14 protein-coding genes are annotated in these 16,141 nt (G+C 65.2%); 2 read left to right on the top strand and 12 right to left on the bottom strand.

Features of this window, described 5'->3' with window-relative positions; translation table 11 throughout:
• Positions 1–34: 34 nt before the first annotated feature.
• The 4 genes from GA0061099_RS14590 to GA0061099_RS14575 all read right to left on the bottom strand — a co-directional run bounded on the left by GA0061099_RS14590 (position 35) and on the right by GA0061099_RS14575 (position 5,809).
• Positions 35–1,969, bottom strand: coding sequence for a potassium transporter Kup (locus tag GA0061099_RS14590; RefSeq protein WP_036022305.1), 1,935 nt, complete (start codon positions 1,967–1,969; stop codon positions 35–37).
• A 140-nt stretch (positions 1,970–2,109) separates the two neighbouring features.
• Positions 2,110–4,008, bottom strand: a complete 1,899-nt coding sequence (locus GA0061099_RS14585) for a potassium transporter Kup (RefSeq protein WP_036022303.1) — start codon at positions 4,006–4,008, stop codon at positions 2,110–2,112.
• A gap of 173 nt (positions 4,009–4,181) precedes the next feature.
• Entirely contained in the window at positions 4,182–5,012 is an 831-nt protein-coding gene (locus GA0061099_RS14580; RefSeq protein ID WP_036001445.1) for an OmpA/MotB family protein, read from the bottom strand.
• Positions 5,013–5,035: 23 nt separating this feature from the next.
• A complete protein-coding gene (locus tag GA0061099_RS14575; RefSeq protein WP_036001447.1) occupies positions 5,036–5,809 on the bottom strand; it encodes a motility protein A in 774 nt (257 codons plus the stop codon).
• A gap of 301 nt (positions 5,810–6,110) precedes the next feature.
• Between GA0061099_RS14575 and GA0061099_RS14570 the strand changes: the two genes are divergently transcribed.
• Positions 6,111–6,404 carry a hypothetical protein gene (locus GA0061099_RS14570; RefSeq protein ID WP_036022295.1) on the top strand — a complete coding sequence of 98 codons (294 nt, stop codon included), beginning with the start codon at positions 6,111–6,113 and terminating at the stop codon, positions 6,402–6,404.
• Between the two features lie 117 nt (positions 6,405–6,521).
• Here GA0061099_RS14570 and GA0061099_RS14565 read toward each other — a convergent pair whose 3' ends face one another.
• The 4 genes from GA0061099_RS14565 to GA0061099_RS14550 form a co-directional block, all read right to left on the bottom strand.
• On the bottom strand, positions 6,522–7,241 hold the full coding sequence (locus tag GA0061099_RS14565; RefSeq protein ID WP_036001451.1) for an RraA family protein: 720 nt from the start codon (positions 7,239–7,241) through the stop codon (positions 6,522–6,524).
• A 124-nt stretch (positions 7,242–7,365) separates the two neighbouring features.
• Entirely contained in the window at positions 7,366–8,247 is an 882-nt protein-coding gene (locus GA0061099_RS14560) for a CDP-alcohol phosphatidyltransferase family protein (RefSeq protein WP_036001453.1), read from the bottom strand.
• A gap of 86 nt (positions 8,248–8,333) precedes the next feature.
• Positions 8,334–9,062: a phosphatidylserine decarboxylase gene (locus tag GA0061099_RS14555; protein WP_276324954.1), complete on the bottom strand. Its 729-nt coding sequence runs from the start codon at positions 9,060–9,062 to the stop codon at positions 8,334–8,336.
• A 66-nt stretch (positions 9,063–9,128) separates the two neighbouring features.
• Positions 9,129–11,087 (bottom strand): ABCB family ABC transporter ATP-binding protein/permease, encoded by a 1,959-nt coding sequence (locus GA0061099_RS14550; RefSeq protein ID WP_036001459.1) that lies wholly within the window; start codon positions 11,085–11,087, stop codon positions 9,129–9,131.
• Positions 11,088–11,287: 200 nt separating this feature from the next.
• On the opposite strand from GA0061099_RS14550, the gene GA0061099_RS14545 reads away from it, so the two are divergent.
• Entirely contained in the window at positions 11,288–11,893 is a 606-nt protein-coding gene (locus tag GA0061099_RS14545; protein WP_036001463.1) for an LOG family protein, read from the top strand.
• A gap of 109 nt (positions 11,894–12,002) precedes the next feature.
• Here GA0061099_RS14545 and GA0061099_RS14540 read toward each other — a convergent pair whose 3' ends face one another.
• From GA0061099_RS14540 to cysS, 4 genes are all read right to left on the bottom strand, one after another.
• Positions 12,003–12,380 carry a VOC family protein gene (locus GA0061099_RS14540; RefSeq protein WP_036022293.1) on the bottom strand — a complete coding sequence of 126 codons (378 nt, stop codon included), beginning with the start codon at positions 12,378–12,380 and terminating at the stop codon, positions 12,003–12,005.
• A gap of 141 nt (positions 12,381–12,521) precedes the next feature.
• Entirely contained in the window at positions 12,522–14,120 is a 1,599-nt protein-coding gene (cimA, locus tag GA0061099_RS14535; RefSeq protein WP_036001469.1) for a citramalate synthase, read from the bottom strand.
• Positions 14,117–14,608, bottom strand: coding sequence for a GNAT family N-acetyltransferase (locus GA0061099_RS14530; protein WP_036001471.1), 492 nt, complete (start codon positions 14,606–14,608; stop codon positions 14,117–14,119). The genes cimA and GA0061099_RS14530 overlap by 4 nt, the downstream gene beginning before the upstream one ends.
• Positions 14,609–14,723: 115 nt before the next feature.
• A complete protein-coding gene (gene cysS / locus GA0061099_RS14525) occupies positions 14,724–16,106 on the bottom strand; it encodes a cysteine--tRNA ligase (RefSeq protein WP_036022289.1) in 1,383 nt (460 codons plus the stop codon).
• Between the last annotated feature and the right edge of the window lie 35 nt (positions 16,107–16,141).

Genomic DNA, 16,141 nt, shown 5'->3' with positions numbered 1-16,141 from the left:
TCCGCTTTGAATCCCATGCCCTGGATCGTCTGCCCTAGATCGTCACCTGCGTGCCGACCTCGACCACACGGCCGGACGGGATCTGGAAATAGTCGGTGGCGTCGTTGGCGGAGCGGCTGAGCGAGATGAACAGCCGGTCCTGCCAGCGCGGCATGCCGGAATGGGCGGCGGGCTTGAGCGCCCTGCGCGACAGGAAGAACGAGGTCGACATGATGTCGAACTGCCAGCCCAGCTTGCGGGCGATCGCGAGCGCCTTCGGCACGTTGGGCGATTCCATGAAGCCGAATTTCAGCGTCACCTTGGAGAAGGTCGGTGAAATCTGCTCCAGCTTCACCCGTTCGGCCGGATCGATCCGCGGGGTCTGCGCGGTCTCGATGGTGAGAATGACGTTCTTCTCGTGCAGCACCTTGTAGTGTTTCAGACTATGCATCAGCGCGGTCGGCGCGCTGAGCGGGTCCGAGGTCAGGAACACCGCAGTGCCGGGCACCCGCTGCGGCGGCCGCTTCTCCAGCATCGCCACGAGATCGGCGAGCGGGAACTCGAGCTTGCGCGATTTCTCGAACAACAGCCGGCTGCCGCGCCGCCATGTGTACATCAAGATGATCATGACTGCACCGAGCGCCATCGGCACCCAGCCGCCCTCGAACACCTTCAACAGGTTCGCGCTCAGGAAGGTCAGATCGAGGAACAGGAACGGCGCAATCAGCGCGCCGGCGGCAAGCGCTGACCAGCGCCAGCCCTTCCAGACCACGACGAAGCCCATCATCGCCGTGACCACCATGGTACCGGTGACGGAGATGCCATAGGCGGATGCAAGCGCGCTCGACGAGCGGAACAGCAGCACCAGCAGCACCACCGCGACCAGCAGCAGCTGGTTGATGCGCGGAATGAAGATCTGGCCGGAATGGGCTTCCGACGTATGGCGAATTTCAAAGCGCGGCAGCAGCCCGAGCTGGATCGCCTGGCGCGTCAGGGAATAGGCGCCGGTGATGACGGCCTGGCTCGCGATGACGGTCGCCATGGTGGCGAGGACGACCATGCAGCCTCGGACGAAGCCTTGCGGGAACAGCTGAAAGAACGGGCTCACGATCGCGCCGGGGTCGCCGAGCACCAGCGCGCCCTGCCCCAGATAGTTCAGCGCCAGCGAGGGCAGCACGATGGTAAGCCACGCGGTCTGGATCGGCCGCTTGCCGAAATGGCCGAGATCGGCATAGAGCGCCTCGGCGCCGGTCACCGCCAGGAACACCGCGCCCAGCGTCACGAAGCCGACGATGCCATGGTGCAGCATGAAGTTCACGGCGTAGAGCGGGTTGAGCGCAAGCAGCACCTGCGGCTGCTGGGCGATCTGAGGGATCGCCGCCACCGCCAGAACCGTGAACCAGACGCACATGATCGGGCCGAACAAGGCGGCAACGCGCGCCGTGCCGCGGGACTGCACGGCGAACAGGCCGACCAGGATCACAACCGTCAGCGGAACGATGTAGGGCTCGAACCTTAGCGTGACGTCCTTCATGCCCTCGATCGCCGACAGCACGGAGAGCGCCGGCGTGATCACGGCATCGCCGTAGAACAAAGCTCCGGAAATGATGCCGAGCAGCACGATGGTCGCGCCGCCGCGGCCGGTGCCAACCGCCCGCTGGGCCAGCGCCATCAGTGCCAGCGTGCCGCCCTCGCCGTTGTTGTCGGCGCGGAGCAGAATCACGACGTATTTGAGCGTCACCACCACGATGAGCGCCCACAGGATCAGGGAGAGCACGCCGAGCACGGCGGCCGGCGTCGGCAACCCGTCCGCGCCCGAGGCCGCCATCACCGCCTCGCGGAACGCGTAGAGCGGGCTGGTGCCGATGTCGCCGTAAACGACGCCGATGCTGCCGAGCGTCAGCGCGCCGAAACCGGCGGTGGTATGGGCATCGCCATGCCCATTTGCCGCCACCGTTTCCGGGGCGGGAACTGCTACGTCGCTTGTCATGGGAGAGCCCGATGGCCTCTAAAATGCTTCACTGCACAACGGCGGAAGAGCGCGCGGCTTATAGTCCTGCGCCACCGGCATGGCCTAGCCCGATTCCGGGCCATAGCCATGCAAATCTGCATGGCTACGCCAGTTGCATTCTAGATGGTGACCTGGGTTCCGACTTCGACCACGCGGCCGGTGGGGATCTGGAAGTAGTCGGTGGCATCGTTGGCCGACCGGCTCAGCGCGATGAACACATGATCCTGCCAGAGCGGCATGCCCGACTGTGCCGAGGCCTTCAGTGACCTGCGCGACACGAAGAACGACGTCGACATGATGTCGAACTGCCAACCCTGCTTGCGCGCGATGGCGAGCGCCTTCGGCACGTTCGGCTGCTCCATGAAGCCGAAGCGCAAGCGGACCTTGGAGAACTTTTCGCTGATCTTCTCCATCCTGAACCGCTCCGACAGATCAACCCGAGGCGTCTGCGCGGTCTCGATGGTCAGAATCACGTTGTGCTCATGCAGCACCTTGTTGTGCTTGAGATTGTGCAGGAGCGCGGTCGGCACGAACGCCGGATCGCTGGTCAGGAACACCGCGGTGCCCTTGACGATGTGCGGTGGCCGCTTCTCCAAACTGCGGATCAGATCGTCCAATGGCACCTCGATCCGGCGGGTCTTCTGGATCAGGATTGCGGAGCCCTTGCGCCAGGTCCAGATCGTCCCTGCCATGACGATGCCGAACAGCAGCGGCACCCAGGCACCTTCGAGCAGCTTGAGCAGGTTGGCGCTGAGGAAGCTCAAATCGACGATGACGAAGGGGACGATCACGGCTGCGGCCGTCGCGGCGCGCCAGTTCCACAACTTCCAGATCACGACGAAGCCCATGATGCCGTCGGCGACCATGGTGGTGGAGACGGCAATACCGTAGGCGGAAGCCAGATTGCTGGGGGTGTGGAACAGCAGCACCAGCAGCATCACGCCGATCAGCAGCAGGCGGTTGACGCGCGGCAGATAGATCTGGCCGGCATGGGATTCGGAGGTGTAACGCACCTCAAAACGCGGCAGGAGCCCGAGTTGCACGGCCTGGTGGACCAGCGAATAGGCGCCGGTGATCACCGCCTGGCTCGCGATCACGGTTGCGGCCGTCGCGAGTCCGACCAGCGGCAGGACCAGGCTCTCGGGCACCATGCGATAAAACGAATGCTCGATCGCGCTGGGATCGGACAGCACCAGCGCACCCTGCCCGAAATAGTTGACTAGAAGCGCCGGCAGCACGAAAAACATCCAGGCCGACTGGATCGGCTTGCGGCCGAAATGGCCGAGATCGGCATAAAGCGCCTCGCCGCCCGTCACCGCCAGGAACACCGCGCCGAGCGTCACGAGGCCGATCACACCGTGCGACAGCACGAACTGCACCGCATAGTACGGATTGATCGCCGTCAGCACCGTGGGATCGTCGGCGATGTGGACAGCCCCCATCACGGCGATGACGGTGAACCAGACCACCATCACCGGCCCGAAGGCCGAGGCGACCAATGCGGTTCCCTTGCTCTGCACGGCGAACAGCAGCACCAGAATGAGCACGGTGAGCGGCACGACATAGTGCTCGAGCGCGGGGGTCGCGAGCTTGAGGCCCTGCACCGCCGATAGCACCGAGATCGCCGGCGTGATCATGGAATCGCCGATGAACATCGAAGCGCCGATCACGCCGAGCGCGAGCAGGACCCAGCTTCGCCGCCCGAGCGCGCGCTGGCCGAGCGCCATCAGCGAGAGCGTGCCGCCCTCCCCGTTATTGTCGGCGCGCAGCAGCAAGAGGACATATTTGGCGGTGACGACGATCAGGAGCGCCCACAGGATCAGCGAGAGCACGCCGAGCACGATGACGCGCGAGACGGGCTCGCCATGGGCGGCGGCCTTGACCGCCTCGTGGAATGCATAGAGCGGCGAAGTGCCGATATCGCCAAAGACGACGCCGACACTCCCGAGCGTAAGGGCCCAAAAACTTGCGGTGGGCCGCCCGTCCTGGGTCTCGGCCTGTGTGATGCTCGCCGTCATGAAGGTGGAGAACGCTTCGTTCCTGAAATTGATCCGGCGCCTTTTGACGCTTCCGGTGCACCTGTCAATCGGCGCACCATCATAGCAGGCGCCGAGCCGGATGCTGTGACGCCACAGCCACGCTCATCGCCCGCGCGACGACATGCCTCAGGTAAGATGGTAGCGCAAGGGGGTTACGGCCTCAGATTCGGCGGCAGCGGCGGATCTTCGCGCATCAAGGTGATGGTCACCCGCCGGTTGGCTGCCAGCGAGGGATCGTCCGGAAACAGCGGCTGGGTATCGGCCTTGCCGGAGACGGCGAAGATGTGCGACGGCGGCAGGCCCTGGCGCTCGAGGATCTGGCGCACGGCGTTGGCGCGATCGGCCGACAGATCGAAGGCGCCATAGTCGCTGCGGGTCGGCACGAACCCCGCCGCGGTGTGGCCGGCGATGGAGACGCGGAGCGGCGTCGCCTTGAGCGGGATCGCGAGCTTCTCGACCAGGCGGCGGGTGCGGTCATAGGGCACCTTGGAGCCGTCGGCGAACATCGAGCGGCCGTCCTGGTCGACGATCTCGAGGTTCAGGCCCTGCTTGGTCTCCTCGAACATGATGTGCTTGGACATCTCGGTCAGTTCCGGCATGTCCTGCAACGCCTGGCGCAGCGAGGCTGCGGCCAGCGCGAAATTGCGGTCGACCTTGATCTTCGCGCCGGAGGTCTTTTCGCGGTCTTCCTGATCTGGCGTCGGCGTGTTGGAGGCATCTTCCGGCTGGATGTGGTCGACGTTCTTGAGCCGCGGGCGCGTCGGCAGGCCGTCGGATTCGACGATGCCGGAGTAGCGCGCCTCGGTCTGCACGCCGAACGCCTCGCGCATCGAGCCCGCGACGATCTTCAGCTTGTTGGCGTCTTGCGTGGAGAACGCGACCAGCATCACGAAAAACGCCAGCAGCAGCGCCATCAGGTCGGCGAAGGTCACGAACCAGCCGTGGCCGCCACCGTGAGCATTGCCGCGCTTCTTCTTGGCCATCTCTCAAAATCCAGGCGGCGGCCTCAAGCCGGCACCGGCTCGCCTTCGGTGTGACGATGCTTCTCCGGCAGATAGGCCAGCAGCATTTCGCGCACCAGGGTCGGGCTCTTGGAGTCGCGGATCATCAGGATGCCGTCGATGATCAAGGTGCGGTTGGTCTCTTCGTCCAGCAGCTTGCCGTGCAGCTTGTCCGCGATCGGCAAGCAGATCAGGTTGGCGACAACGGCGCCGTACAGGGTCGCCAGCAGCGCGGTGGCCATGAACGGGCCGAGCTTGGAGGGATCCGACATGTTGGAGAACATCTGCACCATGCCAAGCAGCGTGCCGATCATGCCGAACGCCGGGGCGCAGTCGCCGACGGCGCGGTAGATCTTGCTGCCTTCGTCGAGGTGCATCAGGAAGTTGTCCCGGTCGCGCTCCAGATTGTCGCGAATGAAATCGAGGTCGTAGCCGTCGGCAACATAGCGAATGCCCTTGGCGAGGAAGGGCTCGTCGGTCTCGACCTTTTCGAGTCCGACCGGGCCCTGCTTGCGGGCGATTTCCGCGATGCGGGCGAGCTCGTCGACAAGGTCGTGAGCCGACAGGCGGCTCAGGGTGAAAGCAAACTTCGCGCCCAGCGGCACGCCGTGGATCATCGCGGACAAAGGAAAGCGGATCATCGTCGCTGCGAACGAGCCGCCGAAGATGACGATGACGGCGTGGATGTCGTAGAACATCCCGAACGTACCGCCCATCAGGATCAGCGACGACACAACAATGGCGCCTGCGACGAGGCCGACAAGTGTTGCGATATCCATGATCGACTCCAACGCCTACGCAACAACGGCCGTCCTGGCCGCTGGCGCGGCTCAACCCCGAACCGCATCGCAGACCCTAGAGCGCCGCCCTTAAAGGCGCGTAAAGGTTAAGTCTCGACGATGTGCCGCCTGCCGCCGCAATTTGTCCCGGTTGCCGTCCAGCGATAGGAATTTCAACCCTTCGCTAACCATAATCAGGCGCCCACCACGTCACGTCGGCTGCGGCCCTCCGCCACATCGTGGACGGGGATCAGTTGGTGTCTGCTAGCGTTGCGACAGGGCCAATCGCGGAGCCAGCGCGATGTTGATGCTATTCGGTCTACTCACGGCGCTGCCCGCGGCGCTGGCGTTCCACCTGCTCGAGGCGGAACTCGTGCTTCCGGCGTTCAGCGTGCTGCTCTTTATCGAGGCCGCCTTCGCCGTGCTCGCGGCGCGGTTGATGCGCAGCTCCAACAGCGCAGACGATATCACCCTCTGGGACCTTGCCGGCGGCTTCACCCTGATCGGATGCGCAGCCGCCGTGCTCGGAGAACCGGATCAAGTCGCCCTGCTTCTGACCGAGCAAGGCGGCATTCGGCCGTCGTCCGGGCCGTAGATTGCCCTAAAGCGCGATGCGATTAGGATCAATCGTCATCGCGCTTTAGGTTATTGTTTGAGCATGATCTTTTCGGAAAACCGCTACACACTTTTCCGGATCACGCTCCAGCAGCCGTCAATGGATCTCCGCAGAGCGCTTCAGCGCGGCCTTGAGCTTCTCGAGCGAGAAGTCGGGACTGCGGGCGATCTCCAGGATCGGCGTCTCGCGGCGGCCGCACAGTTCGGCCGCCTCCGGCAGCTTTGCGGCAAGGTCGAGCGGGATCACGATGGCGCCATGCCGGTCGGCGTGGATGAGGTCGTCCGACTTCACGGTCATGCCGGCGACGCGCACCTCGCCGCCAAAGCTTTCCGCGTGCACCCAGGCGTGCGACGGGCCGATCGAGCCGGCTAGCGCCTGGAACCCTGGCGCCCATTGCGGGATGTCGCGGATCGAGCCGTCGGTGATGACGCCGAGGCAGCCGAGCGCCTTGTGCACGTTGCTCTGTACCTCGCCCCAGAACGCGCCATAGCCGACGTCGGGTCCGTCGATGTCCTGGATCACCGAGATGCGCGGGCCATGGCCGGTGCCGACATATTCGTAATATGCGATTCGGCGCTTGGACTGCTCCTCGGCCGGAAGCGATGACTTCAGAACCGAGCGGATCGTCACCGTGCGGGCATAGCCGACGATCGGCGGCAGGTCGGGAAACGGACAGACCAGCTGCTTGGTGGTGTAGCCGATCAGCCGCCGCTCGGGCGCCACGATCTCCATGGCGTTGCAGATCGTCGGCGTATCGTAACGGCCCAGCGCTTCGAGGACGGAAGCGGGCAGCGGCCCGGTCGCGGAATTGGTCACGGCGTTCTCTCCCAGGTTGGCGGCGATTGATTGCGCGATGCCGCCGGCACAAGGGCGATATAGCCGAGATCGGACCTCGACCCAACTCAGGCAGGCTTCATGGCAGATATCCGCGAGGAGCGCTTTAGTGCAGTCGTCCGGGCCGATCGTCGTCTTGCGGCGGCTCCGACAAATTCGCCAGCGTCGGCGCCGAGGGCGGTGACGGGACCTCGCCTCCCGCCGGCGCGGTGGCTTCCATCGCGCGCGCCTGGTCGCGATAGGATTTGTAGCCGAGCGGCAGCGCGAGGAGGTACAGCACCGTGCCGATCGACAGCACGTGCCAGGGATAGGCGATCAGGAGCGCGATGAAGACGATCACGGCGACGAAGGCCGGCAGCACCAGCTCGGGCGGCACGCGCATCCGCTTGGTCTTGCCGGAGAACACCGGCAGGCGCGACACCATCAGAAACGCGATCAGAAGCGTGTAGGCCGCGGTCACCGCCGCAGGTGTGCGCCCGACGTCGAGGAACGCGACATAGATCGGCAGCAGCACGGTGATCGCGCCGGCGGGCGCCGGCACGCCGGTGAAGAAATTGGCGGCGAAGGCCGGCTTGTTCGGATCGTCCATGGTGGCATTGAAGCGGGCGAGCCGCAGGCCGCCGGATATCGCGAACACCATGGCGGCGATCCAGCCGGCATTGCCGAGCTCGTGCAGCTGCCAGAAATACAGCATCAGGCCGGGCGCCACGCCGAAATTGACGAAGTCGGCGAGACTGTCGAGCTCGGCGCCGAACTTCGACTGCCCCTTGATCATGCGCGCGATGCGGCCATCGATGCCGTCGAGCGCGGCGGCGAACACGATTGCATAGACCGCGAGCGTCATCCGCCCTTCGATCGACAGGCGGATCGAGGTCAGGCCGGCGCAGATCGCCAGCAGCGTGATGACGTTGGGCACCAGCATCCGCACCGGGATCGGTCGGAACCGCCGGCGGCGGACGTCGGGATCCTTGAAATCGTAAGGCGTCATGGCTCGTCCTTATCTCGAGGCGAGATATAGCAAGCCGCGCCGCCGTCCGCCATTGCGGCGGAACGCCTGCGAGCACCGACTATTGGTTAATTGGCGCGGAACGCGCGGCCCGGGTCGTCGCCGGCAAGGTCGGCCAGGATCGTCTCTCCGGCGACCGCGGTCTGCCCTTCCGAGACCAGCGCCTTGGTGCCCACGGGCAGGTAGACGTCGAGGCGCGAGCCGAAGCGGATCAGGCCGAAACGCTCGCCGGCGCCGATCGCCTGCCCCTCCTTGACGAAGCAGACGATGCGCTTGGCGACCAGGCCGGCGATCTGGACCACGCCGATCCGCGCCGTCGGCGTCGTGATCACCAGCGAGTTGCGCTCGTTGTCCTCGCTCGCCTTGTCGAGCTCGGCGTTGATGAAGAGGCCGGGCCGGTAGGCGATACGATCCACCCTGCCCGCCACGGGCGCGCGGTTCACGTGGCAATTGAACACGCTCATGAAGATCGAGACGCGCGGCAGCGGCCGGTCGCCGAGCCCGAGCTCGGCCGGCGGCAGCGCCATGGTGATCATGGAGACACGCCCGTCGGCCGGCGACACCACGAGACCCTCGCGCGCCGGCGTCACACGGACGGGATCGCGGAAGAACAGCGCGCACCAAACGGTCAGGATCGTGCCGATCCACCCCAGCGGCGACCACAGCCAGAACAGGAGCAGGCTCGCCAGCGCAAAGGCGCCGATGAAGGGATAGCCCTCCTTGTGGATCGGCGGGATCTGACGCTGGATCGAATCGAGAATGGACATTGCTTTTTGCCGGTCGGGGGTTAATGCCACGGGGTCGTCGCGCGGGCTTGTTTAGGCCAGACTTTGTTTAGGCCAGACTTGGGACCGGAGACAAGGTCACTCCGCCGCCGCGGGCGTCGTCAGGCTATCATCGACCGGCGGCGGCTCCCGGTTAGGCGCGGCATTGGTGTCGGCCATCTTGGCCAGCTTCTCGCGGGCCTCCTCGGCCTCGCGCTGCCTGTTCCACATGCTGGCATAGAGCCCGCCCTGCGCGAGCAGGCTCGCGTGAGTGCCGCGCTCGGCGATGCGGCCCTGGTTCAGCACGATGATCTCGTCGGCGCCGACGATGGTGGAAAGCCGATGCGCGATCACCAGGGAGGTGCGGTTCTTCGCCACGCGGTCGAGCGCCCCCTGGATCTCGTGCTCCGTATGGGTGTCGAGCGCCGAGGTCGCCTCGTCGAGCACCAGGATCGGCGGCGCCTTGAGCACCGTGCGCGCGATCGCGACCCGCTGCTTCTCGCCGCCCGACAGCTTCAGGCCGCGCTCGCCAACCTGGGTCTCGTAGCCCTTCGGCGCCATGCGGATGAAGTGGTCGATCTGCGCCAGCCGCGCCGCCTCCTCGACCTCGGCATCGGTCGCGTCCCAGCGGCCGTAGCGGATGTTGTAGCGGATGGTGTCGTTGAACAGCACGGTATCCTGCGGCACCATGCCGATCGATGCGCGCAGGCTGGCCTGCGTGACCTCGCGGATGTCCTGGCCGTCGATCAGGATCCTGCCGCCGGAGACATCATAGAGGCGAAACAGAAGCCGCGAGATGGTCGATTTGCCGGCGCCAGAGGGGCCGACGATGGCAACCGTCTTGCCGGCCGGCACTTCGAAGCTGATGCCCTTGAGGATGGGGCGCGCCGGCTCATAGGCAAAGCGCACGTCCTCGAAGCGCACCGTGCCGGCGGAGATGACCAGCGGCTTCGCGCCAGGCGCGTCCTTGATCTCGGCCTCGCGGCTGAGCACGCCGAACATCTTCTCGATGTCGATGATCGCCTGCTTGATCTCGCGATAGACCATGCCCATGAAGTTCAGCGGCTGGTAGAGCTGGATCATCATGGCGTTGACCAGCACGAAATCGCCGACCGTGTTGGTGCCGTTGCGCACGCCGATCGCGCACATCAGCATGGTCGCGGTCAGGCCCAGCGTGAAGATCACCGCCTGGCCTGTGTTGAGCACCGCGAGCGAGGTGTAGGTGCGGACGCTCGCCTCCTCGTAGCGCTCGACCGACCTGTCGTAGCGCTGCGCCTCGCGTGCCTCGGCACTGAAATACTTCACCGTCTCGTAGTTGAGCAGCGAGTCGATCGCCTTGGTGTTCGCCTCGGTGTCGGAATCGTTCATCTTGCGGCGGATGCCGATCCGCCACTCGGTCGCGACGTAGGTGTAGTACATGTAGAGCGTGACCGTGATCAGGGTCGCGACCACGTAGCGCCAGTCGAATTGCCAGAGCAGCACCGCCAGCAGCAGCGAGACCTCGACGATGGTCGGGATCAGCTGCAGGATCACCATGCGCACGATGACCTCGATGCCCTCGCGGCCGCGCTCGAGCACGCGCGTGAGGCCACCGGTCTTGCGCTCGAGGTGAAAGCGCAGCGACAGCTCGTGCATGTGGATGAAGGTGAGGGTCGCGAGCTTGCGCACCGCATGCATGGCGACGCGGGCGAAGATGCCGTCGCGCCATTGCGTCAGCACCGCCATCAAGATGCGCATCACGCCGTAGCTCGCGGTCAGCAGCAAGGGCGAGGCGATCACCCAGAGATGCCAATTGTCGGCCGCGACCGGCGCGGTGTTGGCGCCGGTCAGCGCATCCGTCGCCCATTTGAAGCTGAACGGCACGGTGAGCGTGATCAGCTTGGCGGCGAGCAGCAGCACCAGCGACCAGACCACCCTCATCTTCAGGTCGGAACGGTCGCCGGGCCAGATGTAGGGCCACAGATGTGCCAGCGTGCCCATCAGCGTGGCCCCGGCCTGCGGTCCTGCCACGGAAGGATCAGGAACGTCGGCGCCGTCGAACGATTGAGGTTGGTCCATCAACAAACCCGAAGCCCGCCGGGTGCGGGCGCAACTGCGATTAACGATTTTCGCCCGTCATATAGAGCCTTCCCGATGCCCGTGCACCCCGCCAGATGGCGAATCTTCGATTGTTTGTCGCGATTTACCGGTAAATTCCCGGACGTATCGAATCACCGTTTGGGCTTGACGCCACTTCGCTGCAATGCATCATGGCACCAATGAGCACGATCAAAACCGTCTGTGTCTATTGCGGCTCCGGCCCTGGAACAAATCCCAACTTCATTGAAGCGGCGAAGGCGCTCGGCAGAGCGTTGGCGGAAAACAAGATCCGTCTTGTTTATGGCGGCGGCTCGCTCGGCCTGATGGGCGCGGTTGCGACCTCCGTGCTGGATCACGGCGGCATGGTCACCGGCATCATCCCCGACTTCCTCCGGATGCGCGAGAATGCGCTGACGCGCGTGCAGGAGATGGTCGTCACGCCCGACATGCACGAGCGCAAGCGGCTGATGTTCGAGCGCTCCGACGCCTTCGTGGCCCTGCCCGGCGGGCTCGGCACGCTGGAGGAGCTGGTGGAGCAGCTGACCTGGCAGCAACTCGGCCGTCACGCCAAGCCCGTGCTGCTCGCCAATGTCGACGGCTTCTGGGAGCCGCTGTTCTCCCTGGTGGCCCACATGCGGCAGACCCAGTTCATCCGCGCCGGCCTCACCGTCGATATCCTGAAGGCGGACAAGGTCGAGGAGATCATCCCACGGCTGCGCGCCGCGGCGGCGCAGATCCCTGACGACCAGCGCGATCTCGCGCCCGACGTGGCCCGGCGGCTCTAAAGCATGATCCGGAAAAAGTGTGAAGCGGTTTTCCGAAAAGATCATGCTCAAACAACAACCTAAAGCGCGATGACGATCCATCCTAATCGCATCGCGCTTTAGACCGTCCCTATTCCTGCGGAAACGTCACCGCCTCGATCCGGTTGCCGTCGGGATCGGCGACGAAGGCGGCGTAGTAGCGCACGCGATCGTGCGGGCGGAGGCCCGGTGCGCCGTCGGAGGCGCCGCCAGCGGACAGCGCAGCTGCGTGAAACGCATCGACCTCGGCTGCGGTTTTCGCCCGCAGGCAGATGTGCACGCCGCTCTCCGGCGCGACACGCGGCATGCCCTCGCGCAGATTGATCCAGAACTCCGGATAGGCCTTGCCAAACCCGATCGTCCGCGGCCGCGTGACGAGGCGCGCGAGGCCGAGTGCGGCGAGCGTCGCCTCGTAGAACTTTGCGGCGCGATCGAGATCGCTGACGCCGACGGAGATGTGGTCGATCATGGCCGTGCCCTTTCCCCATCCTCGGTGTCATCGCCCGGCTTGACCGGGCGATCCAGTACTCCGTGACAGCAGTAGATAAATCGATGGGCCGCAGCGTACTGGATTCCCCGCCTTCGCGGGGAATGACAGTCGTCGTGGGGGTTACGCCGGCGCGTCCGACTTCACGAGCTTGTAGATTACCGAATCCATTAGCGCCTGGAACGAGGCATCGATGATGTTCGGGGACACGCCGACGGTGGTCCAACGATCGCCGTTCTCGTCCTCGCTCTCGATCAGCACGCGCGTGACCGCGCCGGTGCCGCCATTGAGGATACGGACGCGATAGTCGATCAGTGTCAGGCCCTCGATGAACTTCTGGTACTTGCCGAGGTCCTTGCGCAGGGCGACGTCGAGCGCGTTGACGGGACCGTTGCCTTCGGCCGCCGAGATCAGATGCTCGCCGGCGACGTCGACCTTGACCACCGCGAGCGCCACCGTGACGCGTTCGCCGAGCGCGTTGTAGCGCTGCTCGACGTTGACGTCGAACTGCTCGACCTCGAAATAATGCGGCACCTTGCCGAGCGTGCGGCGCGCCAGGAGCTCGAACGAGGCGTTGGCGGATTCATAGGCATAGCCGGCCGCCTCGCGCTCCTTCAATTCCTCGACGAGACGCGTCAGCTTCGAATCGCTCTTCTCGTAGGGGATACCGGCGCGGTCGAGCTCGGCGATGACGTTGGAGCGCCCGGCCTGGTCGGACACCAGCACCTTGCGGTGATTGCCGACCAGCTCCGGCAACACATGCTCGTAGGTCTGCGGATCCTTCAGCACGGCGGAGGCATGGATGCCGGTCTTGGTGACGAAGGCGCTCTCGCCGACGTAAGGAGCATGCCGGTTCGGCACGCGGTTCAGCATGTCGTCGAGCGTGCGCGACACCTTGACGAGCGTCGCCAGCTTCTCGGTGGTGACGCCGATCTCGAAAGCGTCGGCAAACCCCGTCTTCAGCTTCAGCGTCGGGATCAGCGAGCAGAGATTGGCATTGCCGCAGCGCTCGCCGAGGCCGTTCAGCGTGCCCTGGATCTGCCGCGCGCCGGCACGCACCGCGGCGAGCGAATTGGCCACCGCCTGCTCGGTGTCGTTATGGGCGTGGATGCCGACGTGATCGCCGGGGATGTGCCTGGTCACGTCTCTGACGATGGCCTCGACCTCATCGGGCATGGTGCCGCCGTTGGTGTCGCACAGCACCACCCAACGCGCACCGGCATCGAAGGCGGCCTTGGCGCAGGCGAGCGCGAAGGCGGCGTCTTCCTTGTAGCCGTCGAAGAAATGCTCGCAATCGAGCATCACCTCGCGGCCGGCCGCCTTCGCCGCCGCGACGCTGTCGCGGATCGAGGCGAGGTTTTCTCCCTTCGTGGTCTCCAGCGCGACGCGGACCTGATAGGCCGACGCCTTCGCCACGAAGCAGATCGCGTCCGCCTTCGCTTCCAAAAGGCCCGCGACCCCAGGATCGTTGGACACCGAGCGGCCCGCCCGCCGCGTCATGCCGAAGGCGGTGAAGCGCGCATGATTGAGCTTGGGCTTGGAGCCAAAGAACTCCGTATCGAGCGGATTGGCGCCGGGATAGCCGCCCTCGACATAGTCGATGCCGAGATCATCGAGCATCGCCGCGATGACCTGCTTGTCGGCCAGCGTGAAGTCGACGCCATTGGTCTGCGCCCCATCGCGCAGCGTGGTGTCGAACAGATAGAGACGCTGCTTGCTCATTGCCCCGCTCCGAGCGTCTTCTTCATGGTGGTGTTGGCGAGCCACTCGTCGTTGATGGTGACGCTGTTGCGCTGCTGGGCGGTGTAGCCGCGCTTGGCGAAGAAGCCCTCCGCGGTATCGCTGGCGTCGACCGAGAGGCTCTTGGCGCCGCGGCCGCCGGCGAGCTTCTCCAGCGCGTCGACCAGCATGGTCGCGATGCCCTGCCCGGCCACGGCCGGATGCACATAGAGCATGCGGATGTGATCATTGCCGCGCAGCGAGGCGAAGCCGACAGGCGAGCCTTCCAGCGTCGCGATCAGCGTCAGGTCGGACGCAAGCCGCTTGCCGAACTCCTCGTCCTCGGCCGCCGCCATCCAGGCTTCCTGCTGCGCCTCGCTATAATCGTCGCCGGTCAACTCCTCGATGCTGGCGGCGAAGATCGCGGCGAGCATCGGCACATCCGCCGGCAGGAAGGGCCTCAGTGCGGGCTTTGGCAAAGTCTGTCCCATCGTCCTTACCACATCCCATAAAGCTTGAGCACGATCGCCACCGCGCCGGCGAGCAGCGCGATTTTCAGCGCGATGTAATAGAGCCAGTGCCGCGGGAAAGGCGTCTCGGGGCGCTTCATCGGGCGATCTCCCAGGTGGTGCCTTCCTTGGAGTCCTTGATCGCGACGCCCATCGCAGCGAGCAGATCGCGAATGCGGTCGGACTCGCCAAAGTCCTTGCGGCTACGCGCAGCTGTTCGCTCCGCGAGCAGGCGCTCGACCTCCTTGGCGTCGATCCCGCTCGCCTGCTGCTTGCGCCCTTCCCACTGCGCCGCGCTCTCGGAGAGGAATCCGAGCAGCCGCAACGAGCCCGCAAGACCTGCGATATCGTTGCCGCGGAGGCCGTGCAGCGCCGCGATCGCCTGCGGCGTGTTGAGGTCGTCGAGCAGCGGTTCGACCACCGACGGAGCCGGCTCGCCGGACACGACATCGGCCGCGACGCGATACCAGTCGTCGAGCGTCTTGGCGCTCTCCTCCAGCGACTTCATGGTCCAGTCGATCGGCGAGCGGTAATGCGTCTTGAGCATGTTGAGGCGCAGCACCTCACCCGGCCAATCCCTGAGCAGCTCGTGGATCGTGATGAAGTTGCCGAGGCTCTTCGACATCTTCTCGCTCTCGACCTGCAAGAAGCCGTTGTGCATCCAATAATTCGCCATGCGCTCGCGATGGAAGGCGCAGCAGGTCTGCGCGACCTCGTTCTCGTGGTGCGGAAACACGAGATCGATGCCGCCGCCATGGATGTCGAAATGCTCGCCGAGATGCTTCCAGGCCATCGCTGAGCACTCGATGTGCCAGCCCGGACGCCCCTCCGCCTTGATGCCGGATGGCGACGGCCAGGACGGCTCGCCCGGCTTCGACGGCTTCCACAGCACGAAGTCGGTCGCATCGCGCTTGTAGGGCGCAACATCGACCCGCGCGCCGGCGATCATCTCGTCGAGCGAGCGCTTCGACAGCGCGCCATAGCGCGGCAGCGCGGAATTGGCCGCGTTCATCGCCTGCGGCGAGAACAGCACGTGGTTCTCGGCGACATAGGCAAAGCCGCCGGCGACCAGCTTCTCGATGATCTCGCGCATCTCGCCGATATGCTCCGTGGCGCGCGGCTCGACGCTCGGCCGAAGCGCGCCGAGCGCATCGACGTCGGCATGAAACTGCTTGCCGGTCTGCTCGGTGACCTTGCCAATGGCCTCGTTCAGCGGCAGGCCGGGAAAGTCGCGCGCGGCGCGGTCGTTGATCTTGTCGTCGACGTCGGTGATGTTGCGGACATATTTGACGTGCGCCTCGCCGTAGATGTGGCGCAGCAGCCGAAACAGCACGTCGAACACGATCACCGGCCGCGCATTGCCGATATGGGCGAAGTCATAGACCGTCGGTCCGCAGACATACATGCGGACGTTGTTCGGATCGAGCGGCACGAAGGTGCGCTTTTCCCGGCTCAGCGTATCGTAAAGACGCAATTCCATGACAACCCATCCCTCTCGGCCGGGCGTCCAAGGCT

The sequence above is a fragment of the Bradyrhizobium yuanmingense genome (assembly GCF_900094575.1).
GTDB lineage: Bacteria > Pseudomonadota > Alphaproteobacteria > Rhizobiales > Xanthobacteraceae > Bradyrhizobium > Bradyrhizobium yuanmingense.
The sequence above is the reverse complement of the archived record's forward strand: the minus strand, read 5'-3'. Positions and strand labels throughout refer to the sequence as shown.